Raw genomic sequence first — 22,174 nt, forward strand, 5'->3', positions numbered from 1 at the left:
CTGAAGACAGGAGACCTTTATGTTGCCACCCATGCTCCCTTTGAGCGCCGTACCCGTCACCGCTCAACAGGATCCGGTTCGCCAGCGACCGGACATACCGCCCGTGGTCCCGGTGCAGCAAAGCTCCAACGAAAGCACCATCGACCTGAAAAACCGCGACCCGGAAGAGGCCGCGTTGCTGTTGCGCGAGGAGCAGCGTCGCCGGCAGGAGCGTGACAAGCGCCACCGCGAGGCCGATGAAGACCCTGAAGAACACCTGGCCGTACCGGGCACCGAACTCAACGCCGACAACACCGTGCCGGTGGTGCCGCTGATAGACGACGAGTCGCGCCAGGGCTTGTGGGTCGATATCCAGATCTGATTCAGGTGTTTGCCGACGTGCGCAGGCTGGTCAACGCCGCCGACAGCCCGCATCATGGGTGCATCCGCAATTCACTGCATGATGCCCACACGCCATGAGCCAAGACGACAAGCTGATCGACCTCAGTGCCGAACGCGCCAAGCGCGTTCACGACCTCAACGAAAAACGCCTCAATGAAGTCCGTCAGGCTTTCGAGCAGGCCATGCCGTTGGGCAAGACCAAGAAAAAGTCGAAAAACAAACCGAAAAAGCGCTGAACCCCCTCGATCCATTGATGCAGATCAGTTATTTCCCCACCTTTTCGCCCGCTTGCGGGCGTTATTGACCCCGGTCAATTTTCATCCAGGCCTGATTGGTTAACTTGAACCCATCGCAACAGGGGCAAGACCAGGAGGCCAGTCATGTTTTTCGATAATGTGGTGTTTGCCGGAGTGCTGACGGTTGGCCTCATGGTCGTATTTTTCGCAGGCTTTGGATTATTCATCTGGAAAGACGCACACAAGCGCAAAAAACCGTAGGTCTTTCCGGTTACAACGAGCACGCAAGGCATTTTGGGCGACTTCGGTCGCCCTTTTTTTTGTCCGTGATTCTTCAGCCAGATACCAATCAACTGTGGGAGCGAGCTTGCTCGCGATAACGGTATATCTGTTGATACTTGTGTTGACTGACCCACCGCCATCGCGAGCAAGCTCGCTCCCACAGGTGTCTGATGTCAGGGCATAAAAAAAGGTGCGAGCCGCAAGGGTCGCACCTTCTTTTTTGAGCCGCTGGAATCAGCTGCCCAGGGCCTTGGACGCCAGCCAGAACAGCGCGGCGGACAGCGCCACCGTCGCCGGCAGGGTCAGCACCCAGGCCAGCAGAATGGTACGGACGGTGCCACCTTGCAGGCCGCTCTTGTTGGCGACCATGGTGCCAGCCACGCCCGAAGACAGTACGTGGGTGGTGGAAACCGGTAGGCTGAAGATGTTCGCCATGCCGATCATGCACGCGGTGGTGATCTGCGCCGACATGCCCTGGGCGTAGGTCATGCCTTGCTTGCCGATCTTCTCGCCGATGGTCAGGACCACACGCTTCCAGCCGACCATGGTGCCCAGGCCCAGCGCCAGGGCGACTGCCAGGATCACCCAGAACGGGGCGTATTCGGTGGTGGCGGTCAGGTCCTTGCGCAGCTTGTTCAGGTCGTCTTTTTCACGGGCTGCCAGGCCTGGCAGCTTGCCGACCTTCTTCGCTGTGTCGTCCAGGCAGAGCAGGTAGCGACGAACTTCGATGCGTCGTTCCGACGGCAGCGAATGGTAGTCCGCCACGCCTTTGAGCGTGTCGAGCAGGGCATTGATGGTCGGCTCTGTCTGCTGCGGGTTGCAACGGAATTTCTCTGGCAGATCGCCTTTCACGCTTTTGCCCAGTGCCAGGTATTCACCCAGGGACTCGCTGTTGCGTTGGTAGAACTGGCTCAGGTGCAGGGTCGCGTCACGGGTCCGCTCGATCTGGTAGGTGGTGCTGCCCAGGTCGAGTACGAACTGCGCCGGCACGATACCGATCAGCACCAGCATGATCAGGCCGATACCTTTCTGACCATCGTTGGAACCGTGGACAAAGCTGACGGCCATGGCCGAGATCACCAGCACCAAGCGGTTCCAGAACGGCGGGTGCTTCTTGTCGTCGATCTGGCGGCGCTGCTCCGGCGTCTTGTGCATCTTCGACAGCGGACGCCACCATTTCAGGCTGATCAGCACCAGGGCGGCGATCAGGAAACCGGCCATGGGCGAGAACACCAGGGAGGCGCCGATATCGATCGCCTTCTGCCAGTTCACCCCGTCGGCCAACGGAATATCGTTGATCAGCGCGTTGGCCAGGCCCACGCCGAGGATCGAGCCGATCAACGTGTGGGAACTGGACGCCGGGATACCGAAGTACCAGGTGCCCAGGTTCCAGGTAATGGCCGCTGCGAGCAGCGAAAACACCATGGCCAGCCCGTGTCCGGTGTTCACATTGATCAGCAGTTCCACGGGCAGCAGGTGAACGATGGCATACGCCACCCCCACGCCACCCAGCAGCACGCCGAGGAAATTGAACACACCGGAAAAGAACACCGCCAGATGAGGCGGCATGGCTTTGGTGTAGATAACAGTGGCAACCGCGTTAGCGGTGTCATGAAAGCCGTTGATGAACTCGAAGGCGAGGACAAAAGCCAGGGCGAGCAAGAGGCTCACAAGCACCCAAGCATCCAGTCCGCTGAATAAATCGATCATGAAGGTTTTCTGACCCGGTCATAAGGGGGCGCGATTATGCCAGAAAACCTTGGTAATCGATGCATTGCCTGCTCATCGGTAACATTCTTCAACGAAATAATTTGTAGGAAAGCCTCTGGAGCGAGGTTTTCCGCGGGGTGCGTAACCCTTTGATTAGGTAGCGCAAAGCGCACCCGAACAGGATCGCCGCCCACTGACGGACGCCTCACGCGGTTGTATGAAATATCTGAAAAGGAGGTCGGCCATGACCCTTCCAGGCCGTCGGACGGGAGCGGATGGCGGCCCGCTCATGGCGGGCGTGCGCTATGGTTTCCGGCCTGGGTGGTGGTCGGAGACCTCTTCACAAGAACATCAGGCCCAGAGCGTCATTGCTCTTCGGCTTTGAGTTCTTTTTCCATTTTCTGGAGTTCCTGGGTGAAGGCCTGGTCCTGAACGGTGGCGCGCTTACGCCAGGGTTTGCGTTCCGGTTCAGGTTGCGCGGCGTAGGTGGTGACTTCCCCGCCGTAAACTTCCTTGTAACGTTGTTCCTGACGCTCAAGTTCCGCGCGCAGTTCGTCTTTCGTCACAGTTTTACCTAATTAATTGAAATTGAATCTGGTGATACGCACTGCATGCAGAACATGCAGACGGCCACGGCACCAGAGCTGACAGCTGACGTAGCATCAGGGCTTCGTGTTGTTGCCAATACAGGGGAAGCGACCCTAGAGGTGCTTCGGGCGCCACGGTGTTAACCAAAGGTGCCGGCGTACGGGAGCGGTCGATTGGCCGTACCGTCGCTGAATTGCATTATAGCGGTCCAGCTGAATAACACTATCGGGAAAAATTCGAAGGGCCTGTTGTTTGTGTGAATTGATGTTTGTATGTGCAAACTTGTGTCAATCAGGTTTCAGAAGATGCCTGCTAGTGCAGGTATCCTGATGCCCTTCAAGGCGACAAGTTCAATATCGGCCACACCTTCCGTCAAATCGCTTGTCACTCTTGCTCAACTTGTTATCGAGCGTTCGACGGCTGGCAAATCCATGATGGCTGGCAGGATTGCGATTATCGGTTGCTGGTTCGATAATCGAACACTGTTGGCGGTCCGCCCCTTGTCTGTCCGTCAGGCAGCCGCTTGTAATAGCCGTCATTCCCGGGGAAGGACCAGACATGAACGACCAATTGCGCAATGCTTTCACTTCAGTCGCGCCACCGATCGTCGCTTCGCCGGCCAAGCGGATCCAGGCCCTGACCGGCGATCCTGACTTCATGACGTCCCTGGCCCGCGGATTGGCTGTGGTCCAGGCCTTCCAGGAGCGCAAGCGGCACCTGACCATCGCCCAGATCAGCCATCGCACGGAAATCCCTCGCGCCGCCGTCAGACGTTGCCTGCATACCTTGATCAAGCTCGGCTACGCCACCACGGACGGACGCACCTATTCGCTGCTGCCCAAAGTGCTGACGCTGGGGCACGCCTATCTGTCCTCGACGCCTTTGGCTGTTTCTGCCCAGCCGTACCTGGACCGCATGAGCGAGCAATTGCACGAAGCCTGCAACATGGCCACGCTTGAAGGCGACGATATCCTCTATATCGCCCGGTCAGCCACCACCCAGCGCCTGATTTCGGTCGATCTGTCGGTCGGCGGGCGCCTGCCAGCCTACTGCACCTCAATGGGCAGGATTCTCCTGGCGGCCCTGGATGATGCTTCGTTGCGCGACTACCTCGACCACGCCGACCTGCAAGCCAAGACCAGCCGCACCTTGCATACCCCCGAGGCATTGCTCGAATGCCTGGAACAGGTACGGCAGCAAGGCTGGTGCATCGTCGACCAGGAACTGGAACAGGGCCTGCGTTCGATTGCCGTGCCGGTCTATGACGCTTCCGGCCAGGTGGTCGCGGCGCTGAATGTCAGTACCCATGCCGGGCGGGTCAGCCGCAATGAGCTGGAACAGCGCTTTCTGCCAGGCCTGCTGGGGGCCAGCCGCGACCTGAGCGCGCAGCTGTTCACTTAAGCTGTTCGATAAACGCACACAGTCGGCGGCGATGAATTGACGGTATTTGCCTGCCCTCATTAATGTCGCGCAGCGTCATCCGGCGGGTTTCGCCGGTCCCTGATCGTTCGCCTGCGTTTATCGCGTGGAATAAAAATAAAATGAACCAGCCCCAGACCTCCGTAGGCAACTGCCTCGACGTGCAGTCCTTCATCAATGCCCAACCCATTTCGCGCTACCAGTGGCGGGTGGTGATTCTCTGTTTCCTGATTGTTTTCCTCGACGGCCTCGATACAGCGGCCATGGGCTTCATCGCCCCGGCGCTGTCCCAGGACTGGGGCATCGATCGCGCCAGCCTTGGCCCGGTGATGAGCGCCGCGCTGATCGGCATGGTGTTTGGCGCATTGGGCTCAGGGCCGCTGGCTGATCGCTTCGGACGAAAAGTCGTGCTGGTGGGCGCGGTCCTGCTGTTCGGCGCGTTCAGCCTGGCGTCGGCCTACAGCACCAACGTCGATCAATTGCTGGTACTGCGTTTTCTGACCGGCCTGGGATTGGGCGCCGGGATGCCGAACGCCACCACCTTGCTCTCGGAATACACCCCGGAACGCAAGAAATCCCTGTTGGTGACCAGCATGTTCTGCGGCTTCAACCTGGGCATGGCCGGCGGCGGGTTCATCTCCGCCAAGCTGATACCGGCGTTCGGTTGGCACAGCCTGCTGCTGATTGGCGGGATCCTGCCGTTGATCCTGGCGGTCGTGTTGCTGTTCTGGCTGCCAGAGTCGGCGCGTTACCTGGTAGTGCGCAATCGCGGTACCGACAAGGTGCGCAAGACCCTGGCGCCGATCGACCCGAACACGGTGGCCCAAGCGGCGAGCTTCAGTGTGCCGGAACAGAAAACCGTGAAAGCCCGCAACGTGCTGGCGGTGATCTTCTCCGGTACCTACAGCGCCGGCACCTTGCTGTTGTGGCTGACCTATTTCATGGGCCTGGTGATCGTCTACCTGTTGACCAGCTGGCTGCCGACCCTGATGCGCGACAGCGGCGCGAGCATGGAGCAGGCCGCGTTTATCGGTGCGCTGTTCCAATTCGGCGGCGTGTTGAGCGCCGTCGGGGTGGGTTGGGCGATGGACCGGTTCAATCCGCATAAGGTCATCGGCATTTTCTATCTGATGGCCGGGGTGTTTGCCTACGCGGTGGGGCAGAGCCTGGGCAACATCACCTTGCTCGCGACCCTGGTGCTGGTGGCCGGCATGTGCGTCAACGGCGCGCAATCGGCGATGCCTTCCCTGGCCGCGCGTTTCTACCCGACCCAAGGCCGCGCCACCGGTGTCTCGTGGATGCTGGGCATCGGTCGTTTCGGCGCGATCCTCGGCGCCTGGATGGGCGCGACCCTGCTGGGCCTGGGCTGGAACTTCGAACAGGTCCTGACCGCCCTGGTCATCCCAGCAGCTCTGGCGACCACGGCAGTGGTGATCAAGGGCATGGTCAGTCATGCGGATGCGACCTGAGCCCACGGACATAACCCCTGTGGAAGACAAATCTGAGGGCATGCAGGACCCCTGTGGGAGCCGAGCTTGCTCGCGATAGCGGTGGATCAGGGCATGTATCCATCGCTGACACATCGCTATCGCGAGCAAGCTCGGCTCCCACAGGGGCTGCTCCCACAGGGGCTCTGTGTGCTTGGGCGAATATAGATAGCCAAACAACAATCTGTTCGATAAACGAACACTCAGTCGATTATCGGATTGTTTGGCTTTTCCCCCAGGCTTAATCTTCAGTCACTCCGGCGCTTAACCTCGCGCCTTTTTCTTCATGTCGGTCTACTGGAAAACGGGAGCCTGCCCCATGGCTGAAATCCTTTCGCTGCACGACGCGGTGAAGCAATTCGTCAACGACGGCGATACCGTCGCGCTCGAAGGCTTCACTCACCTGATTCCTACGGCGGCGGGTCATGAAATCATTCGTCAGGGCAAGAAAGATCTGACCCTGGTACGCATGACGCCTGACCTGATCTACGACCAGTTGATCGGCGCCGGTTGTGCTCGCAAGTTGATTTTCTCCTGGGGCGGCAACCCTGGCGTCGGATCGTTGCACCGCTTGCGCGATGCTGTGGAGAAACAATGGCCGCACCCGCTGGAGATCGAGGAACACAGCCACGCCGACCTGGCCAACGCCTACGTCGCTGGCGCCTCCGGCCTGCCGTTCGCAGTGCTGCGAGCCTACGCCGGTTCCGACCTGCCGAAGGTCAACCCGCTGATCAAGAGCGTGACCTGTCCTTTCACCGGTGAAGTATTGGCCGCTGTACCTTCGGTGCGCCCGGACATCACGGTGATCCACGCTCAGAAAGCCGACCGCAAGGGCAACGTGCTGCTGTGGGGCATTCTCGGTGTGCAGAAAGAGGCCGCCCTGGCCGCCAAGCGTTGCATCGTCACCGTGGAAGAAATCGTCGACGACCTCAATGCACCGATGAACGCCTGCGTGCTGCCGACCTGGGCATTGAGCGCCGTGTGCCTGGTACCGGGTGGTGCCCATCCGTCCTACGCCCATGGCTACACCGAGCGTGACAACCGTTTCTACCAGGCGTGGGATCCGATCGCCCGTGACCGTGAGACCTTTACCGCCTGGATCAATGAATACATCCATGGCACTAAAGACTTCAGTGAATTCCAGGCCAGACTGGCAGCCGCTTCGCAGGTGAAACCATGACCTACTCCACCAACGAAATGATGACCGTCGCCGCGGCGCGTCGCTTGAAGAACAATGCCGTGTGCTTCGTTGGCATCGGCCTGCCGTCGAAAGCGGCCAACCTGGCGCGGCTGACGTCGTCGCCGGACGTCGTGCTGATCTACGAATCCGGCCCGATCGGTGCCAAGCCCAGCGTACTGCCACTGTCCATCGGCGACGGTGAGCTGGCGGAAACCGCTGATACCGTCGTACCGACCGGTGAGATTTTTCGCTACTGGCTGCAAGGCGGACGCATCGACGTCGGTTTCCTCGGCGCAGCCCAGGTCGACCGTTTCGGCAACATCAACACCACGGTGGTGGGCGACTACCATCAGCCGAAAGTCCGCTTGCCGGGTGCCGGTGGCGCGCCGGAAATCGCCGGCTCTGCCAAGAGCGTGTTGATCATCCTCAAGCAGTCGGCTCGCTCGTTTGTCGACAAGCTGGATTTCATCACCTCGGTCGGCCACGGTGAAGGCGGCGATTCGCGCAAACGCCTGGGCCTGCCGGGCGCCGGTCCCGTCGGTATCATCACCGACTTGTGCATCATGGAACCGGAAGTCGACACCCATGAGTTCGTGGTCACCGCGCTGCACCCTGGTGTGACCCGCGAGCAAGTCATTGCGGCCACCGGGTGGGCGATTCGTTTCGCCGATCAGGTGCAAACCACCGCCGAACCGACCGAAGTGGAGCTGCGCGCACTGCGCGACCTGGAAGCTCGTACCGCGGCGGCCCACGGCCAGGCACCGGGAGAAGCCTGATGCGCGACGTTTATATCTGTGATGCGATTCGAACCCCCATCGGTCGGTTTGGCGGCGGTTTGTCCGCCGTGCGTGCCGATGACCTGGCGGCCGTGCCGATCAAGGCGCTGATGGAGCGCAACCCATCGGTGGACTGGAGCGCGGTGGACGAAGTGTTTCTCGGCTGCGCCAACCAGGCCGGCGAAGACAACCGCAACGTGGCGCGCATGGCGCTGCTGTTGGCGGGCCTGCCGGAAAGCATTCCCGGCGTGACCCTCAACCGTCTTTGCGCCTCGGGCATGGACGCCATCGGCACGGCGTTTCGCGCCATCGCCAGCGGTGAAATGGAACTGGCCATCGCTGGCGGCGTGGAGTCGATGTCCCGTGCGCCGTTCGTAATGGGCAAGGCCGACGCGGCGTTTTCCCGCAACATGAAGCTGGAAGACACCACCATCGGCTGGCGTTTCATCAACCCATTGATGAAAGCCCAGTACGGTGTGGATGCGATGCCGCAGACCGCTGATAACGTGGCTGATGACTACGCCGTGTCCCGCGCCGACCAGGACGCTTTCGCCTTGCGCAGCCAACAGCGCACGGCAGCGGCCCAGGCGGCGGGTTTTTTTGCCGAAGAAATCGTTCCGGTGCGCATCACCCATAAAAAAGGCGAAACCGTGGTCGAGCAGGACGAACATCCTCGCGCCGATACCACGCTGGAAACCTTGAGCAAACTCAAACCGGTCAATGGCCCCGACAAGACCGTCACCGCCGGCAACGCCTCGGGTGTCAACGACGGCGCGGCTGCACTGATCCTGGCGTCGGCCGAAGCGGTGAAGAAACACGGCCTGACGCCGCGCGGCAAAGTGCTGGGCATGGCCAGTGCCGGCGTGGCGCCCCGAGTGATGGGCGTCGGTCCGGTGCCGGCGGTGCGCAAGCTCACTGAGCGTCTGGGCCTGGCGGTCGCGGATTTCGATGTGATCGAACTCAACGAAGCTTTTGCCAGCCAGGGCCTGGCGGTGTTGCGCGACCTCGGTCTGGCGGACGATGCGCCTCAGGTCAACCCGAACGGCGGGGCCATCGCCCTCGGCCATCCCCTGGGCATGAGCGGGGCGCGCTTGGTGTTGACGGCGTTGCACCACCTGGAAAAGACCGGCGGCAAGAAAGGCCTGGCGACCATGTGCGTCGGAGTCGGCCAGGGTCTGGCGCTGGCGATCGAACGCGTCTGACGCGTCGTTCTACTAATAAGAAATCGAGGAACGCTGCATGACTGACAAGCCTGGTTATCGTCGCCCCCAAGCGGGCACCCAGCCGGAGTATCTGCACCCACCGTACCAGTCCACCAACCTGCGCTCGCCGTCCAAGCCGTTGGTGTTCCTGCCTCATTCTCTGTCGGAAATTACCGGCCCGATTGTCGGTGCCGACCGCCTGCAGGAGAAGGACCACGACCTGACTGCCCAGCATGCCGGTGAGCCGCTGGGGGAGCGGATCATCATTCACGGGCGCGTGCTGGATGAGCATGGCCAGCCGGTGCCGGGCATCCTGGTGGAGATCTGGCAGGCCAACGCCGCCGGTCGCTACAACCACGACCGCGACAACCATGACGCGCCGCTGGACCCGAATTTCACCGGCACCGGTCGTACCGTCACCGACGCCGACGGCTGGTATCAGTTCCAGACCATCAAGCCTGGGGCCTATCCGTGGGGCAACCACCACAACGCCTGGCGCCCGGCGCACATCCATTTTTCACTGTTCGGGCCGAGCATTCTGACGCGCCTGGTGACGCAGATGTATTTCCCTGGCGACCCGTTGCTGGCCTACGACCCGATCTACAACTGCGTGCCGGACACCCGTGCCAAGGAACGCCTGATCGCCAGTTTCGACCTGGAAAAAACCGTCCCTCACTACGCCCTCGGTTACCGCTGGGACATCGTCTTGCGCGGCCGCGATGCCACGCCGATGGAGAAATAAGATGACGCTCACCGCCACCACGTCCCACACCGTTGGCCCGTACTACCACATCGGCCTGACCTGGCTGAACCGCGAAGACCTGACCGTCGCACAAACCCTCGGCCAGCGCGTGGCGATCACCGGGCAGGTGGTCGACGGCAATGGCCAGTTCGTCAACGACGCGATGCTGGAAGTCTGGCAGGCCAACGCCGCCGGCAAATACGCCCACCCGGAAGACGACCAGGACAAACCCCTGGACCCGCACTTCGAAGGCTTCGGCCGGGTGCCGGTGGATGCCGAAGGGCGCTTCCGCTTCACCACCATCAAGCCGGGCACTGTGCCAGGGTTGAACGGTACGACCCAGGCACCGCACCTGGTGGTGCTGGTGTTCGCTCGCGGGTTGGTCAAGCATTTGCTGACGCGCATCTACTTCGACGGCGAACAGGCCAACGAAACCGACCCGCTGCTGGCCTGCGTGCCTGAGGAGCGTCGCGCCACGATCGTGAGCAAACCCGATGCGTCGGGCGTGTACCAGTGGAACGTGATCCTGCAGGGCACGGATGCCGAGACGGTGTTCTTCGATTACTGAGTGAGCCAACCGTGGAGCCATCGCGGGCAAGCCTTGCTCCCACAGGGGTACACGACATGTGGTTGAGCAATGGCAACAACCCCTGTGGGAGCAAGGCTTGCCCGCGATAGCGTCAGTCCAGGCAATGCAATACTGTGGAACGGGACTGTTACTAAGTGTGTCTAGAACTTCGTCAGTCCCCAACGAGTGAGTAACCCATGGCCATCCCAATCAGCCATTACACCGGTGAAGAACGCAGCAAGCGCATCTTCGCCATCGTCGGCGCCTCATCCGGCAACCTGGTCGAATGGTTCGACTTTTACGTCTATGCGTTCTGTGCGATTTATTTCGCGCCGGCGTTCTTCCCCTCGGACAACCCTACGGTGCAACTGGTCAACACGGCCGGTGTGTTCGCCGCCGGGTTCCTGATGCGACCCATCGGCGGCTGGATTTTCGGCCGGGTGGCGGACCGTCACGGGCGCAAGAACTCGATGATGATCTCGGTGCTGATGATGTGCTTCGGCTCGTTGCTCATCGCCTGCCTGCCCACCTACAAGGACATCGGCGTCTGGGCGCCGCTGCTGCTGTTGTTCGCGCGCTTGCTGCAGGGCCTGTCGGTAGGTGGCGAATACGGCACCACCGCCACCTACATGAGCGAAGTCGCCCTCAAGGGCCAACGTGGCTTTTTCGCCTCGTTCCAGTACGTGACGCTGATCGGCGGGCAACTGCTGGCGGTGTCGCTGGTGGTGATCCTGCAACAGTTTCTCAGCGAAGACGAACTGCGCGCCTATGGCTGGCGGATTCCATTCGTGGTGGGCGCTGTGGCGGCGTTGATTTCCCTGTTCCTGCGACGCTCTTTGAAGGAAACCAGCAGCAAGGAAATGCGCGAGAACAAGGACGCTGGCAGCATCGCGGCGCTGTTTCGCGACCACAAGGCTGCGTTCATCACCGTGCTGGGCTACACCGCCGGCGGCTCGCTGATTTTCTACACCTTCACCACCTACATGCAGAAATACCTGGTGAACACCGCCGGCCTGCACGCCAAGACCGCCAGCTACATCATGACCGGCGCGCTGTTCCTGTATATGTGCATGCAGCCGTTGTTCGGCATGCTGGCGGACAAGATTGGCCGGCGTAATTCCATGCTCTGGTTCGGTGGCCTGGGGGCGTTGTGCACGGTGCCGATCCTGCTGACCCTCAAAAGCATCAGCAGCCCGTTCCTGGCGTTTGTCCTGATTACGTTGGCGCTGGCGATTGTCAGTTTCTACACCTCCATCAGTGGCCTGGTGAAAGCGGAAATGTTTCCACCTGAAGTGCGGGCACTGGGAGTAGGGTTGGCTTACGCGGTGGCCAATGCGATTTTTGGCGGTTCGGCGGAGTACGTTGCCTTGAGCCTGAAGGCCCAGGGCATGGAGAACGCCTTTTACTGGTATGTCACGGTGATGATGGTGGTGGCGTTCCTGTTCAGCCTGCGCCTGCCCAAGCAGCCGGCGTATTTGCACCACGACCTTTGACCCAACCGCGCCGGCCGTGAGGCCGGCGCACCCAAGGACTGTTTATGAGCGAACGACCGGGCAATCAGCTGTTCGATGCCTACTTCACCGCCCGCGACATGCGCGAGGTGTTCTGCGATGCGGGGCGGGTCCAGGCCATGCTGGATGTCGAAGCCGCGCTGGCCCGGGCCGAGGCTCGGGTAGGGTTGATTCCCCAGGATGCGGTGGCGCCGATCGAGAACGCCTGCCGTGCCCAGCTGTACGATTTTTCCGCGTTGAGCGATGCGATTGCCAGTGCCGGCAATTCGGCGATCCCGTTGGTCAAGGCGTTGGGCAAGCTCATCGCCACTGAGAGCGCTGAGGCCGAGCGCTATGTGCACCTGGGCGCGACCAGCCAGGACGTGATGGACAGCGGGCTGGTGCTGCAACTGCGCCAGGCGTTGGGCTTGATCGAGGCAGAACTGGCGCAGTTGGCCGTCACCCTGGCCCGCCAAGCCGAACGCTACGCCGCCACACCGCTGGCCGGGCGCACTTGGCTGCAACACGCGACACCGGTGACCCTGGGCATGAAAATCGCCGGTTGGCTGGGAGCAATCACCCGCAGTCGCCAACGTTTGAAAGAACTCAAGCCGCGCTTGCTGGTACTGCAATTCGGCGGTGCCTCCGGAACGCTCGCCGCGTTGGGTGAACAGGCGCTGCCTGTCGCCGAAACCCTGGCCGCCGAGTTGCAACTGAACCTGCCGGAACAGCCGTGGCACACCCAGCGCGATCGCCTGGTGGAGTTCGGCGCGGTGCTGGGTTTGATCGCCGGCAGCCTGGGCAAACTGGGCCGCGACATCAGCCTGTTGATGCAGACCGAGGCCGGCGAAGCGTTCGAGCCGTCGGCGCCGGGCAAGGGCGGTTCGTCCACCATGCCGCACAAGCGCAACCCGGTGGGCGCGGCAGTGCTGATCGGTGCGGCGACGCGAGTGCCTGGCTTGTTGTCGACGCTGTTCAGCGCCATGCCCCAGGAACACGAGCGCAGCCTGGGCCTGTGGCACGCCGAATGGGAAACCCTGCCGGAGATCTGCTGCCTGGTGTCCGGTGCCTTGCAACAGGCGCGGCTGCTGGCCGAAGGGCTGGAAGTGGACGCGGCGCGCATGGCCCGCAACCTGGAACTGACCCAGGGGTTGGTGCTGGCCGAAGCGGTGAGCATCGTCCTGGCCCAGCGTGTGGGGCGCGACACGGCGCACCATCTGCTGGAGCAATGCTGCAAGCGCGCCGTGGCCGAGCAACGGCATTTGCGTGATGTGCTGGGGGATGAACCTCAGGTCACTGCGCAGCTATCCGCGACCGAGCTTGATCATCTGCTCGACCCGGCGCACTACCTTGGACAAGCCCAGACCTGGGTCGCCCGGGCCGTGGCCGAACACCTTGCCTTGAACGCCTGAAAGGAGATTGTTGTGGGATTCGTCAAACTCGCCGAGGGCGATCTGAACTATCGTTTTGATGGGCCGCAAGACGCCCCTGTGTTGGTGCTCTCCAATTCCCTGGGCACTGACCTGCACATGTGGGACGAGCAGGTCGCGGCTTTCAGCGAACACTTTCGTGTGCTGCGCTTCGACACGCGCGGCCACGGTCAATCGCTGGTGACCGAAGGCCCCTACAGCATCGAACAACTGGGCCGTGATGTGCTGGCGATGCTTGATCAGTTGAACCTCGACAAGGTGCATTTCTGTGGCTTGTCCATGGGCGGGTTGATCGGCCAGTGGCTGGGGATCAACGCCGGCGAGCGCCTGCACAAACTGGTGGTGTGCAACACCGCGGCCAAGATCGGCGACCCGACGGTGTGGAACCCGCGAATCGAAACCGTGCTGCGTGACGGCAAGGCGGCGATGGTGGCGTTGCGCGATGCCTCGATTGCCCGCTGGTTTACCCCTGACTTTGCCGAGGCCCAGCCTGCGACGGCAAAAAAAATCACCGACATGCTCGCCGCCACTTCGCCTCAGGGCTATGCGGCCAACTGCGCGGCGGTGCGTGATGCCGATTTTCGCGAGCAGTTGTCGTCGATTCGCGTACCGCTGCTGGTGATCGCCGGCACCGAAGATGCCGTGACGCCGCCGTCGGGTGGGCACTTTATCCAGGAGCGGGTCCGTGGGGCCGAGTACGCCGAGTTCTACGCCGCGCACCTGTCCAACGTCCAGGCCGGCGCCGCGTTCAGCGCGCGGGTGCTGGATTTCCTGCTCGATTCCGGCCGTGCCTGAGGAGTTTTTTGTGGACGAGAAACAACGTTACGACGAAGGCATGCAAGTACGCCGCGCGGTGCTGGGCGATGCCCACGTCGATCGCAGCCTCAATGCCCTGACCGAGTTCAACAGCGAATTCCAGGAGATGATCACCCGCCACGCCTGGGGCGACATCTGGACCCGCCCGGGCCTGCCGCGCCATACCCGCAGCTTGATCACCATTGCCATGCTGATCGGCATGAACCGCAACGAAGAACTCAAGCTGCACCTGCGCGCCGCCGCCAACAACGGCGTGAGCCGCAGCGAGATCAAGGAAGTGATCATGCAGAGCGCCATCTACTGCGGCATCCCGGCGGCCAACGCCACCTTCCACCTGGCCGAATCCGTCTGGGATGAACTGGGCGTCGAATCGCGGGCTTGAGAACCACCGCCAGTCCCTGTGGGAGTCAATACTGTGGGAGCAAAGCTTGCTCGCGATGCAATGCCACTGACCCACCGCCATCGCGAGCAAGCTTTGCTCCCACACTGGATTTTCAGTGAGCACTGATTTTGTGCTCGGCACTGACCCCCTGTGGGAGCGAGCCTGCTCGCGATGACGGTGGTACAGCCTCCCTCCTTGTCTGGCTTTTACAGCAAGCTGATCGGGTAGCTGACAATCAACCGGTTCTCATCGAACTCATTGGTGCTGTAATCCCGACGCATCGTCGAGTTACGCCACTTCACATTGAGGCTCTTCAGCGCGCCGCTCTGCACGGTATAAGCCAGCTCACTTTCACGGCCCCATTCCTTGCCATCGTTGACCGTGGCGGTGTGCACGTTGTCGCCGCTGATGTAGCGGTTCATCAGGGTCAGGCCCGGCACGCCGACGGCGGCGAAGTTGAAGTCGTGGCGCACTTGCCAGGATTTTTCCTGGGCGTTGTCGTAGCTGGAGTTGTAGCTGTCGTTGGCCAGGGTGCCGCCGCTGGTGCCGTTGACGCGCATCCAGGCATCGTCACCACCGACTTTCTGCAGGCCGACGTAGAAGGTGTTGCCGCCGTATTTGGCCGAGAGCAGGGCGAACGCGGTTTTGTTGTCCAGGTCGCCGGCCAAGGCGCTGCCGTTTTCCTTGCCAGTGAAATAACCGAGGTTGGCGCCCAGGGTCCAGTCGCCGATAGGCTGGCTGTGGGTCAGGTTGAAATATTGCTGCTGGTAGATGTCGGACAGTTCCGCGTACCACACGCCGACCTGGGTGCGTTTTTCGTTGAAGGCGTATTCACCGCCACCGAAGTTGAAACGGTCGGAGGTGAACGCGCCGCGGCCGTTCATCGACATGTCTTCCATGCTCGCGTCGTTGCGCGGGCTGTTGGCGCGGAACTGGCCGCCGTAGAGGCTCAGGCCGTTGATTTCGGTGGAGGTCACCTGGCCGCCGCGGAAGGTTTGCGGCAAGGAACGGCCATCGTCGGAACGCAGGATCGGCAACACCGGCATCCATTCACCGACCTTCAGCTCGGTCTTCGACACCTTGGCCTTCAGGGCCACGCCCAGGCGACCGAAGTCGTCGGCGGGGCGACCATCATCATGCACAGGCAGCAATTGCGTACCGGCCGTGCCGCGGCCGCCGTCGAGCTTGACCGAGTACGTGCCCAGCACATCCACGCCAAAACCGACCACGCCCTGGGTGAAACCGGACTTGGCGTCGAGGATGAAACTCTGGGTCCATTCCTCGGCTTTGCCCTGGGCATTGTTCGGGTTGGTGAAGTTGCGGTTGATGTAGAAGTTGCGCAGGTTGAGGTTGACCTTGGCATCCTCGACAAACCCCGATTCCGCAGCCAGGACGGGCAGGGCGGTACTGGTCAGGGCTACGGCAATGAGGCTGGGGAACAGGTGCTGTGTGGGCTTCATGGGCGTTGTCTCTATTTTTTATGGACGAAGCGAGTTGTTGCCGCACGTTTGAGGTGCTGGCGGTAAGGGTGGAGCCAGGGGCGTCAGGGCGATCGAGGATCAGCCGGGTGAGGCGGGGTGTAGGGGCATGGCGTCGAACCTGTTGTTATTGGTTTTGTGCGAGCGATGGTGAAGGGCCGCCCGGGATCGGTTCAATTGCCGATTGTGGGTTTTGGGCGATTATCGAACGGCAAAAAACTGATTGGATGGACGCATTCCACTGTGGGAGCGAGCTTGCTCGCGATGGCGGCCTGTCAGTCTTGGCTGAGTACATATCCATTGCTGCGGTAACGGCGGCTTAGGGTTCCGCCCTGACGGCGGCTCACTTTTGAGAAGCGCAAAAGTAAGCAAAACGCTCATGCCCCACCCCTCGGTGCCTCGCTAGGGCTCGGCATGCCCGCACTCCGGCATTGCTCCGTGGGCCGCCGCGAAGGGCCATCCATGGCCCAGCGCGGCTATCCCGGCATCCATGCCGGGATGCCCACTGCACAATGCCTGCGTTCGGCCATCGTGGTTAACGGGGCGCCGAGATCAACGTCCACCGCGAGGCGGCCTTAGAGCCGACCTGACTCTCCTGGTCGTACACCCATCAGACCTGTGGGAGCAAAGCTTGCTCGCGAGGCGGCCTGACAGCCGACCTGATTCTTCCGGTCGTACCCCGATCCCATTGTGGGAGCGAGCTTGCTCGCGATGGCGGCCTAACAGTCGACCGGGTTCTGGCAGCTGTACTTCGACCCAACTGTGGGAGCGAGCCTGCTCGCGAAAGCGGCCTGACAACCGACCTAGCTCTGGCGGCTGTACTTCAATCCAAGTGTGGGAGCGAGCTTGCTCGCGAAGGCGGTATCACAGTCGGTGGAGATGTTGAATTTGCCGGCCTCTTCGCGGGCAAGCCCGCTCCCACAGGGAAAACGCGGTCCCACCAAGAACCAGGTCGGCTACCAGGCCGCCTCGTGGTGGACGTTGATCTCGGGCGCCCCGTTAACCACGATGGCCGCACGCAGGCATTGCGCAGTGGGCACCTCGGCATGGATGCCGAGGTAGCCGCGCTGGGCCATGGATGGCCCTTCGCGGCGGCCCACGGAGCAATGCCGGAGTGCGGGCATGCCGAGCCTAGGCGAGGCACCGAGGGGTGGGGCATGAGCGTTTTGCTTACTTTTGCGCTTCTCAAAAGTGAGCCGCCGTCAGGGCGGAACCCTAAGCAGCCGTTACCGCAGCAATGGATATGTACCCGATCAACAAAATCTTGGCCAGCCGTAAGGCCGCCATCGCGGGCAAGCCTTGCTCCCACATAGGCCAGCGTTAAAGCGCACACAAACAAAAAGCCCACCTTTCGGTGGGCTTCATGTTCAGCATTCAAACATCAATCAGAACAACTTCATCTTCGGCGCTTCTTCTTTCACCGGTTCGTTCTTGCCCGTCTCGGCATTCCAACCACCGCCCAATGCCTTGTACAGATTGACCTCGCTGGTCAGTTGCGCAAGACGGTCAGTGATCAGCGATTGTTGCGCGCTGAACAACTGGCGTTGGGCGTCGAGGAAGGTCAGGTTGCTGTCGACGCCGATGCGGTAGCGACGCTCGGCCAGGCGGTAGTAGTCCTGGTTGGCAGCGACGAAGTCGGTCTGGGCCTGCAACTGTTCGTTGTAGGTCTGACGCGCGGCCAGGCCGTCGGAGACTTCCTGGAACGCTGTCTGAATCGACTTCTCGTACTGCGCGACGTTGATGTCTTTCTGGATCTTGGCGTAGTCCAGGCTCGCACGCAGACTGCCGGCGTTGAAGATCGGCAGGTTGATTTGCGGCGCGAAGGTCCAGGTGCCCGAACCACCCTTGAACAGGCCGGACAGGTCCGGGCTCAGGGTGCCGGCGTTAGCCGTCAGGCTGATGCTTGGGAAGAACGCTGCCCGCGCGGCGCCGATGTTGGCGTTGGCGGCCTGCAGGTTGCGTTCGGCCTGGAGGATGTCCGGACGACGTTGCAGCAGGTCCGACGGCAGCCCGGCCGGCACTTCGCTGAGCAGGTCATCGCTCAACGGTTGCGAGCTCAGGTTGGTCGGCAGGCCGGTGCCCAGCAGCAGGGTCAGGCTGTTTTCGTCCTGGGCGACCTGGCGGGTGTACCGGGCCAGTTGCACGCGGGCGTTTTCCACGGCGGTGCGCGCCTGGCTCAGGTCCAGGGCCGAGGCCACGCCGACTTCGGCGCTGCGCGAGGTCAGCTTGAAGCTTTGCTCGTAGGCCCCGAGGGTTTCCTGGGTCAGCTTGAGCAGTTCCTTGTCGGCCTGCCAGGTCAGGTAGGCATTGGCGACGTTGGCCACCAGGCTGATCTGGGTGCTGCGCCGGGCTTCTTCGGTGGCGAAGTAGCTTTGCAACGCTTGCTCGCTCAGGCTACGAACCCGACCGAACAGGTCCAGTTCATAGGCGCTGATGCCCAAGGTCGCCGAGTAGGAACTGCTGATCGCCGCTTCACCGGTTTGCGAAGCCCGTGCCGGTACCCGCTGGCGGCTGCCGGAGCCGGTGGCCGAGACCGCCGGAAACAGGTCCGCGCGCTGGATGCGGTACTGCGCGGCGTAGGCATCGATGTTCAGCGCCGCGACGCGCAGATCGCGGTTGTTTTCCAGGGCAACCTGGATCAGCTGTTGCAACGCCGGGTCATGGAAAAACTGCTTCCAGCCTTGCTCGGCGGCGGCCTGGCCGGGCGCATTGGCCGCCTCGTAGGCCGGCCCTTGCGGGTATTGCGCCGCGACCGGTGCTTCGGGCCGCTGATAGTCGGGGATCAGCGAGCAACCGCTGAGCACGACGGCGGCGATTGTCAGGGAGAGTAGCGACTTGCTCATTGGCCAGCCTCTTTGGAAGTTTCAGGAGTGTCGTGCTCGTCGGTATTTTTGCGACGGCCTATCGACGACACGGTCACGAAGAACAATGGCACCCAGAAAATCGCCAGGATGGTCGCGGTCAGCATACCGCCGATCACACCGGTACCGATGGCGTGCTGGCTGCCTGAACCGGCGCCTGTGGAGATCGCCAGCGGGACCACACCGAGGACGAACGCCAGGGACGTCATGATGATCGGCCGCAGACGCATCCTACAGGCTTCAACGGCGGCTTCCACCAGGGTTCGGCCCTGTTCGTGGAGTTCCTTGGCGAACTCCACGATCAGAATGGCGTTTTTCGCCGCCAGGCCGATGGTGGTCAGCAAGCCCACCTGGAAGTACACGTCGTTGGACAGGCCGCGCAGGCTGGTCGCCATCAGGGCACCGATGATCCCCAGCGGCACCACGAGCATGACCGCGATCGGAATCGACCAGCTTTCATACAGTGCTGCCAGGCACAGGAACACCATCAGCAGCGACAAGGCGTACAACGCTGGCGCCTGGGAGCCCGACAGACGTTCCTCGTAGGACAGGCCCGTCCAGGAAATGCCGACACCGGCCGGCAGCTTCTTGGCGATGGCTTCGACTTCGGCCATGGCTTCACCGGTGGAATAGCCAGGCGCCGGGGTGCCGAGGATTTCCATCGCTTCCACGCCGTTGTAACGAGCCAGTTTCGGCGAACCGTAGACCCACTCACCCTTGGCGAACGCCGTGAACGGCACCATGGTCCCGGCGCTGTTGCGCACGTACCACTTCTGCAGGTCTTCGGGGCTCATGCGCGCGTTCGGCTGGCCCTGGACGTACACCCGTTTCACCCGACCACGGTCGATGAAGTCGTTCACATAGCTACTGCCCAAGGCAATCGACAGGGTGTTGTTGATCTCCGAGAGGGTAATGCCCAGGGCACTGGCCTTCTCGTCATCGATTTCCAACTGGTATTGCGGTTCATCGTTCAGGCCGTTCGGACGCACCTGGGCCAGTATCTTGCTCTGGGCCGCCATGCCCAGGAACTGGTTGCGGGCTTCCATCAGCTTGTCGTGACCGATGCCGGCGCGATCCTGCAGGAACACGTCGAAACCGGTGGCGTTACCCAGTTCCATCACCGCTGGCGGGGCGAAGGCGAACACCATCGCGTCGCGGAAGCTGAAGAAGTGTTGCTGGGCGCGGCCGGCGATCTTGAACACGGTGTTATCAGCGTTACGCTCTTCCCACGGCTTGAGCATGATGAACGCCAGGCCGGAGCTCTGGCCACGACCGGCAAAGTTGAAGCCGGTCACGGTGAACACCGAGGCCACGCCATCGCCTTCGCCGCCGTCCTTGCTCGGCCGCAGCAGGAACTCACGCATCTTGTCCACCACCACTTGGGTACGCTCGGCGCTGGAGCCGGCCGGCGTCTGTACCTGGGCAAACAGTACGCCCTGGTCTTCTTCCGGCAGGAACGCCGTCGGGATGCGGGTGAACAGCCAGACCATGCCAACCACGATGATGATGTAGGCCAGTAGGTACGGGGCCTTGTGCTTGAGCATATTGCCCACGCCGCGTTCGTAGCTCCTGACGCCACGGTCGAAGGTGCGGTTGAACCAACCGAAGAAGCCGCGTTTCGGCGTGCCGTGCTCACCCTTGGGGATTGGTTTGAGCATGGTGGCGCACAGGGCCGGGGTGAAAATCAGGGCCACCAGGACCGACAGGGCCATGGCCGAGACGATGGTGATGGAGAACTGCTTGTAGATCACACCGGTGGAGCCGCCGAAGAACGCCATCGGCAGCAGTACAGCCGAGAGCACCAGGGCGATACCCACCAGGGCGCCCTGGATCTGGCCCATGGATTTCTTGGTGGCTTCCTTGGGCGACAGGCCTTCTTCGCTCATGACCCGTTCGACGTTCTCCACCACAACGATGGCGTCGTCCACCAGCAAGCCGATGGCCAGTACCATACCGAACATGGTCAGGGTGTTGATGCTGAAGCCGAACGCCGCGAGGATGCCGAAGGTGCCGAGCAGTACCACTGGCACGGTCATCGTGGTGATGATGGTGGCGCGGAAGTTCTGCAGGAACAGGAACATCACCAGGAACACCAAGACGATCGCCTCGACCAGGGTTTCAACCACCCCCTTGATCGATTCGCTCACCACTGGCGTGGTGTCGTAAGGGAACACCACTTCCAGGCCTTGCGGGAAGAACGGCTTGAGGTCGTCGACGGTCTTGCGCAGGGCCTTGGCCGTGTCGAGGGCGTTGGCGCCAGTCGCCAGTCGCACCGCCAGGCCAGAAGCCGGGGCACCGTTGAACTGAGCGTTGATGCTGTAGTTCTCACCGCCCAGGGCCACGTCGGCCACGTCGCCGACACGCACTTGCGAGCCGTCCGGGTTGACCTTGAGCAGGATTGCCTTGAACTGCTCGGCGGTCTGCAGGCGGGTCTTGCCGATGATGGTGGCGTTCAGTTGCTGGCCGGGCATGGCCGGTAGGCCGCCGAGCTGGCCGGAAGCGATCTGGACGTTCTGCGCGGTAATCGCCGTGCTCACATCCACCGGGGTCAGGTTGAAGTTGTTCAGCTTGGCCGGGTCGAGCCAGATCCGCATCGCGTATTGGGCGCCGAAGACCTGGAAGTCACCGACACCAGCGGTGCGCGAGATCGGGTCCTGCATGTTGGATACGATGTAGTTGGACAGGTCTTCCCGGGTCATGCTGCCGTCGCGCGACACCACGCCGATCACCATCAGGAAGTTTCTCACTGACTTGGTCACGCGGATGCCCTGTTGCTGCACTTCTTGCGGCAGCAGCGGGGTGGCCAGGTTCAGCTTGTTCTGGACCTGGACCTGCGCGGTATCGGAGTTGGTGCCTTGCTCGAAGGTGGCAGTGATGGTCATGCTGCCGTCGGAGTTACTTTCCGACGATACATAACGCAGGTTGTCGATGCCGTTGAGTTGCTGCTCGATCACCTGCACCACGGTGTCCTGCACGGTTTGCGCGGATGCGCCCGGGTAGGTCACCTGGATCGCAATGGCCGGCGGCGCAATGCTCGGGTACTGGTTGATCGGTAGCTTGAGGATCGATAGAGCCCCGACCAGCATGATCACCAGGGCGATCACCCAGGCGAAAATCGGACGGTCGATAAAAAATTTCGACATGGT

The 22,174-nt window shown here is 61.8% G+C and carries 20 protein-coding genes; 14 read left to right on the top strand and 6 right to left on the bottom strand.

What is annotated here, in order from left to right:
- Positions 1 to 19: 19 nt before the first annotated feature.
- The 3 genes from Q7F16_RS07360 to ccoM all read left to right on the top strand — a co-directional run bounded on the left by Q7F16_RS07360 (position 20) and on the right by ccoM (position 878).
- Positions 20 to 361 (top strand): hypothetical protein, encoded by a 342-nt coding sequence (locus Q7F16_RS07360; protein WP_014336958.1) that lies wholly within the window; start codon positions 20 to 22, stop codon positions 359 to 361.
- 94 nt (positions 362 to 455) lie between these two features.
- On the top strand, positions 456 to 617 hold the full coding sequence (locus tag Q7F16_RS07365) for a hypothetical protein (protein WP_095963529.1): 162 nt from the start codon (positions 456 to 458) through the stop codon (positions 615 to 617).
- Between the two features lie 144 nt (positions 618 to 761).
- Positions 762 to 878: a cytochrome c oxidase subunit CcoM gene (ccoM, locus tag Q7F16_RS07370; protein WP_014336959.1), complete on the top strand. Its 117-nt coding sequence runs from the start codon at positions 762 to 764 to the stop codon at positions 876 to 878.
- Positions 879 to 1,133: 255 nt separating this feature from the next.
- Here ccoM and Q7F16_RS07375 read toward each other — a convergent pair whose 3' ends face one another.
- Both Q7F16_RS07375 and Q7F16_RS07380 read right to left on the bottom strand, forming a co-directional pair.
- Positions 1,134 to 2,609, bottom strand: coding sequence for an inorganic phosphate transporter (locus Q7F16_RS07375; RefSeq protein WP_041475774.1), 1,476 nt, complete (start codon positions 2,607 to 2,609; stop codon positions 1,134 to 1,136).
- Positions 2,610 to 2,974: 365 nt separating this feature from the next.
- The gene (locus Q7F16_RS07380; RefSeq protein WP_003184509.1) at positions 2,975 to 3,175 is read right to left on the bottom strand and encodes a hypothetical protein; all 201 of its coding nucleotides are present in this window, start codon (positions 3,173 to 3,175) and stop codon (positions 2,975 to 2,977) included.
- A 580-nt stretch (positions 3,176 to 3,755) separates the two neighbouring features.
- Between Q7F16_RS07380 and pcaR the strand changes: the two genes are divergently transcribed.
- The 11 genes from pcaR to pcaC all read left to right on the top strand — a co-directional run bounded on the left by pcaR (position 3,756) and on the right by pcaC (position 14,689).
- The gene (gene pcaR / locus Q7F16_RS07385) at positions 3,756 to 4,598 is read left to right on the top strand and encodes a pca regulon transcriptional regulator PcaR (protein ID WP_014336961.1); all 843 of its coding nucleotides are present in this window, start codon (positions 3,756 to 3,758) and stop codon (positions 4,596 to 4,598) included.
- Between the two features lie 140 nt (positions 4,599 to 4,738).
- A complete protein-coding gene (locus tag Q7F16_RS07390) occupies positions 4,739 to 6,085 on the top strand; it encodes an MFS transporter (RefSeq protein ID WP_046065668.1) in 1,347 nt (448 codons plus the stop codon).
- 337 nt (positions 6,086 to 6,422) lie between these two features.
- A complete protein-coding gene (locus Q7F16_RS07395) occupies positions 6,423 to 7,283 on the top strand; it encodes a CoA transferase subunit A (RefSeq protein WP_003198638.1) in 861 nt (286 codons plus the stop codon).
- A complete protein-coding gene (locus tag Q7F16_RS07400; protein ID WP_409555847.1) occupies positions 7,280 to 8,059 on the top strand; it encodes a CoA-transferase subunit beta in 780 nt (259 codons plus the stop codon). The genes Q7F16_RS07395 and Q7F16_RS07400 overlap by 4 nt, the downstream gene beginning before the upstream one ends.
- The gene (pcaF, locus tag Q7F16_RS07405) at positions 8,056 to 9,261 is read left to right on the top strand and encodes a 3-oxoadipyl-CoA thiolase (RefSeq protein WP_409556032.1); all 1,206 of its coding nucleotides are present in this window, start codon (positions 8,056 to 8,058) and stop codon (positions 9,259 to 9,261) included. The genes Q7F16_RS07400 and pcaF overlap by 4 nt, the downstream gene beginning before the upstream one ends.
- A gap of 37 nt (positions 9,262 to 9,298) precedes the next feature.
- Positions 9,299 to 10,003 carry a protocatechuate 3,4-dioxygenase subunit beta gene (gene pcaH, locus Q7F16_RS07410; protein ID WP_095963531.1) on the top strand — a complete coding sequence of 235 codons (705 nt, stop codon included), beginning with the start codon at positions 9,299 to 9,301 and terminating at the stop codon, positions 10,001 to 10,003.
- Position 10,004: 1 nt separating this feature from the next.
- Positions 10,005 to 10,571 carry a protocatechuate 3,4-dioxygenase subunit alpha gene (gene pcaG, locus Q7F16_RS07415; RefSeq protein WP_013692452.1) on the top strand — a complete coding sequence of 189 codons (567 nt, stop codon included), beginning with the start codon at positions 10,005 to 10,007 and terminating at the stop codon, positions 10,569 to 10,571.
- A gap of 197 nt (positions 10,572 to 10,768) precedes the next feature.
- Entirely contained in the window at positions 10,769 to 12,064 is a 1,296-nt protein-coding gene (locus Q7F16_RS07420) for an MFS family transporter (protein WP_046065671.1), read from the top strand.
- Positions 12,065 to 12,108: 44 nt separating this feature from the next.
- The gene (locus Q7F16_RS07425; RefSeq protein WP_409555846.1) at positions 12,109 to 13,473 is read left to right on the top strand and encodes a 3-carboxy-cis,cis-muconate cycloisomerase; all 1,365 of its coding nucleotides are present in this window, start codon (positions 12,109 to 12,111) and stop codon (positions 13,471 to 13,473) included.
- 12 nt (positions 13,474 to 13,485) lie between these two features.
- The gene (gene pcaD / locus Q7F16_RS07430) at positions 13,486 to 14,286 is read left to right on the top strand and encodes a 3-oxoadipate enol-lactonase (RefSeq protein WP_046065673.1); all 801 of its coding nucleotides are present in this window, start codon (positions 13,486 to 13,488) and stop codon (positions 14,284 to 14,286) included.
- Positions 14,287 to 14,296: 10 nt separating this feature from the next.
- Positions 14,297 to 14,689 carry a 4-carboxymuconolactone decarboxylase gene (pcaC, locus tag Q7F16_RS07435; RefSeq protein WP_014336968.1) on the top strand — a complete coding sequence of 131 codons (393 nt, stop codon included), beginning with the start codon at positions 14,297 to 14,299 and terminating at the stop codon, positions 14,687 to 14,689.
- Positions 14,690 to 14,895: 206 nt separating this feature from the next.
- Here the strand turns inward: pcaC and Q7F16_RS07440 are convergent, their stop codons facing one another.
- The 4 genes from Q7F16_RS07440 to emhB form a co-directional block, all read right to left on the bottom strand.
- Positions 14,896 to 16,149, bottom strand: a complete 1,254-nt coding sequence (locus tag Q7F16_RS07440; protein WP_409555845.1) for an OprD family porin — start codon at positions 16,147 to 16,149, stop codon at positions 14,896 to 14,898.
- Positions 16,150 to 17,123: 974 nt separating this feature from the next.
- Positions 17,124 to 17,291 carry a hypothetical protein gene (locus tag Q7F16_RS07445; RefSeq protein WP_409556043.1) on the bottom strand — a complete coding sequence of 56 codons (168 nt, stop codon included), beginning with the start codon at positions 17,289 to 17,291 and terminating at the stop codon, positions 17,124 to 17,126.
- Between the two features lie 261 nt (positions 17,292 to 17,552).
- Positions 17,553 to 19,010 (bottom strand): AdeC/AdeK/OprM family multidrug efflux complex outer membrane factor, encoded by a 1,458-nt coding sequence (adeC, locus tag Q7F16_RS07450; RefSeq protein WP_409555844.1) that lies wholly within the window; start codon positions 19,008 to 19,010, stop codon positions 17,553 to 17,555.
- Positions 19,007 to 22,171 (bottom strand): efflux RND transporter permease subunit EmhB, encoded by a 3,165-nt coding sequence (gene emhB, locus Q7F16_RS07455; protein ID WP_409555843.1) that lies wholly within the window; start codon positions 22,169 to 22,171, stop codon positions 19,007 to 19,009. The genes adeC and emhB overlap by 4 nt, the downstream gene beginning before the upstream one ends.
- Between the last annotated feature and the right edge of the window lie 3 nt (positions 22,172 to 22,174).

It is taken from the genome of Pseudomonas sp. Lb2C2 (genome assembly GCF_052112205.1).
Classification (GTDB): Bacteria; Pseudomonadota; Gammaproteobacteria; order Pseudomonadales; family Pseudomonadaceae; genus Aquipseudomonas; species Aquipseudomonas kilonensis.

What these genes read in the sequence shown, in the direction of transcription:
- Q7F16_RS07360 (WP_014336958.1), top strand. Translation starts at nt 20, where the DNA reads ATGTTGCCACCCATGCTCCCTTTGAGCGCCGTACCCGTCACCGCTCAA.
- Q7F16_RS07365 (WP_095963529.1), top strand. Translation starts at nt 456, where the DNA reads ATGAGCCAAGACGACAAGCTGATCGACCTCAGTGCCGAACGCGCCAAG.
- ccoM (WP_014336959.1), top strand. Translation starts at nt 762, where the DNA reads ATGTTTTTCGATAATGTGGTGTTTGCCGGAGTGCTGACGGTTGGCCTC.
- Q7F16_RS07375 (WP_041475774.1), bottom strand. Translation starts at nt 2,609, where the DNA reads ATGATCGATTTATTCAGCGGACTGGATGCTTGGGTGCTTGTGAGCCTC.
- pcaR (WP_014336961.1), top strand. Translation starts at nt 3,756, where the DNA reads ATGAACGACCAATTGCGCAATGCTTTCACTTCAGTCGCGCCACCGATC.
- Q7F16_RS07390 (WP_046065668.1), top strand. Translation starts at nt 4,739, where the DNA reads ATGAACCAGCCCCAGACCTCCGTAGGCAACTGCCTCGACGTGCAGTCC.
- Q7F16_RS07395 (WP_003198638.1), top strand. Translation starts at nt 6,423, where the DNA reads ATGGCTGAAATCCTTTCGCTGCACGACGCGGTGAAGCAATTCGTCAAC.
- Q7F16_RS07400 (WP_409555847.1), top strand. Translation starts at nt 7,280, where the DNA reads ATGACCTACTCCACCAACGAAATGATGACCGTCGCCGCGGCGCGTCGC.
- pcaH (WP_095963531.1), top strand. Translation starts at nt 9,299, where the DNA reads ATGACTGACAAGCCTGGTTATCGTCGCCCCCAAGCGGGCACCCAGCCG.
- pcaG (WP_013692452.1), top strand. Translation starts at nt 10,005, where the DNA reads ATGACGCTCACCGCCACCACGTCCCACACCGTTGGCCCGTACTACCAC.
- Q7F16_RS07420 (WP_046065671.1), top strand. Translation starts at nt 10,769, where the DNA reads ATGGCCATCCCAATCAGCCATTACACCGGTGAAGAACGCAGCAAGCGC.
- Q7F16_RS07425 (WP_409555846.1), top strand. Translation starts at nt 12,109, where the DNA reads ATGAGCGAACGACCGGGCAATCAGCTGTTCGATGCCTACTTCACCGCC.
- Q7F16_RS07440 (WP_409555845.1), bottom strand. Translation starts at nt 16,149, where the DNA reads ATGAAGCCCACACAGCACCTGTTCCCCAGCCTCATTGCCGTAGCCCTG.
- Q7F16_RS07445 (WP_409556043.1), bottom strand. Translation starts at nt 17,291, where the DNA reads ATGCCCGCACTCCGGCATTGCTCCGTGGGCCGCCGCGAAGGGCCATCC.
- adeC (WP_409555844.1), bottom strand. Translation starts at nt 19,010, where the DNA reads ATGAGCAAGTCGCTACTCTCCCTGACAATCGCCGCCGTCGTGCTCAGC.
- emhB (WP_409555843.1), bottom strand. Translation starts at nt 22,171, where the DNA reads ATGTCGAAATTTTTTATCGACCGTCCGATTTTCGCCTGGGTGATCGCC.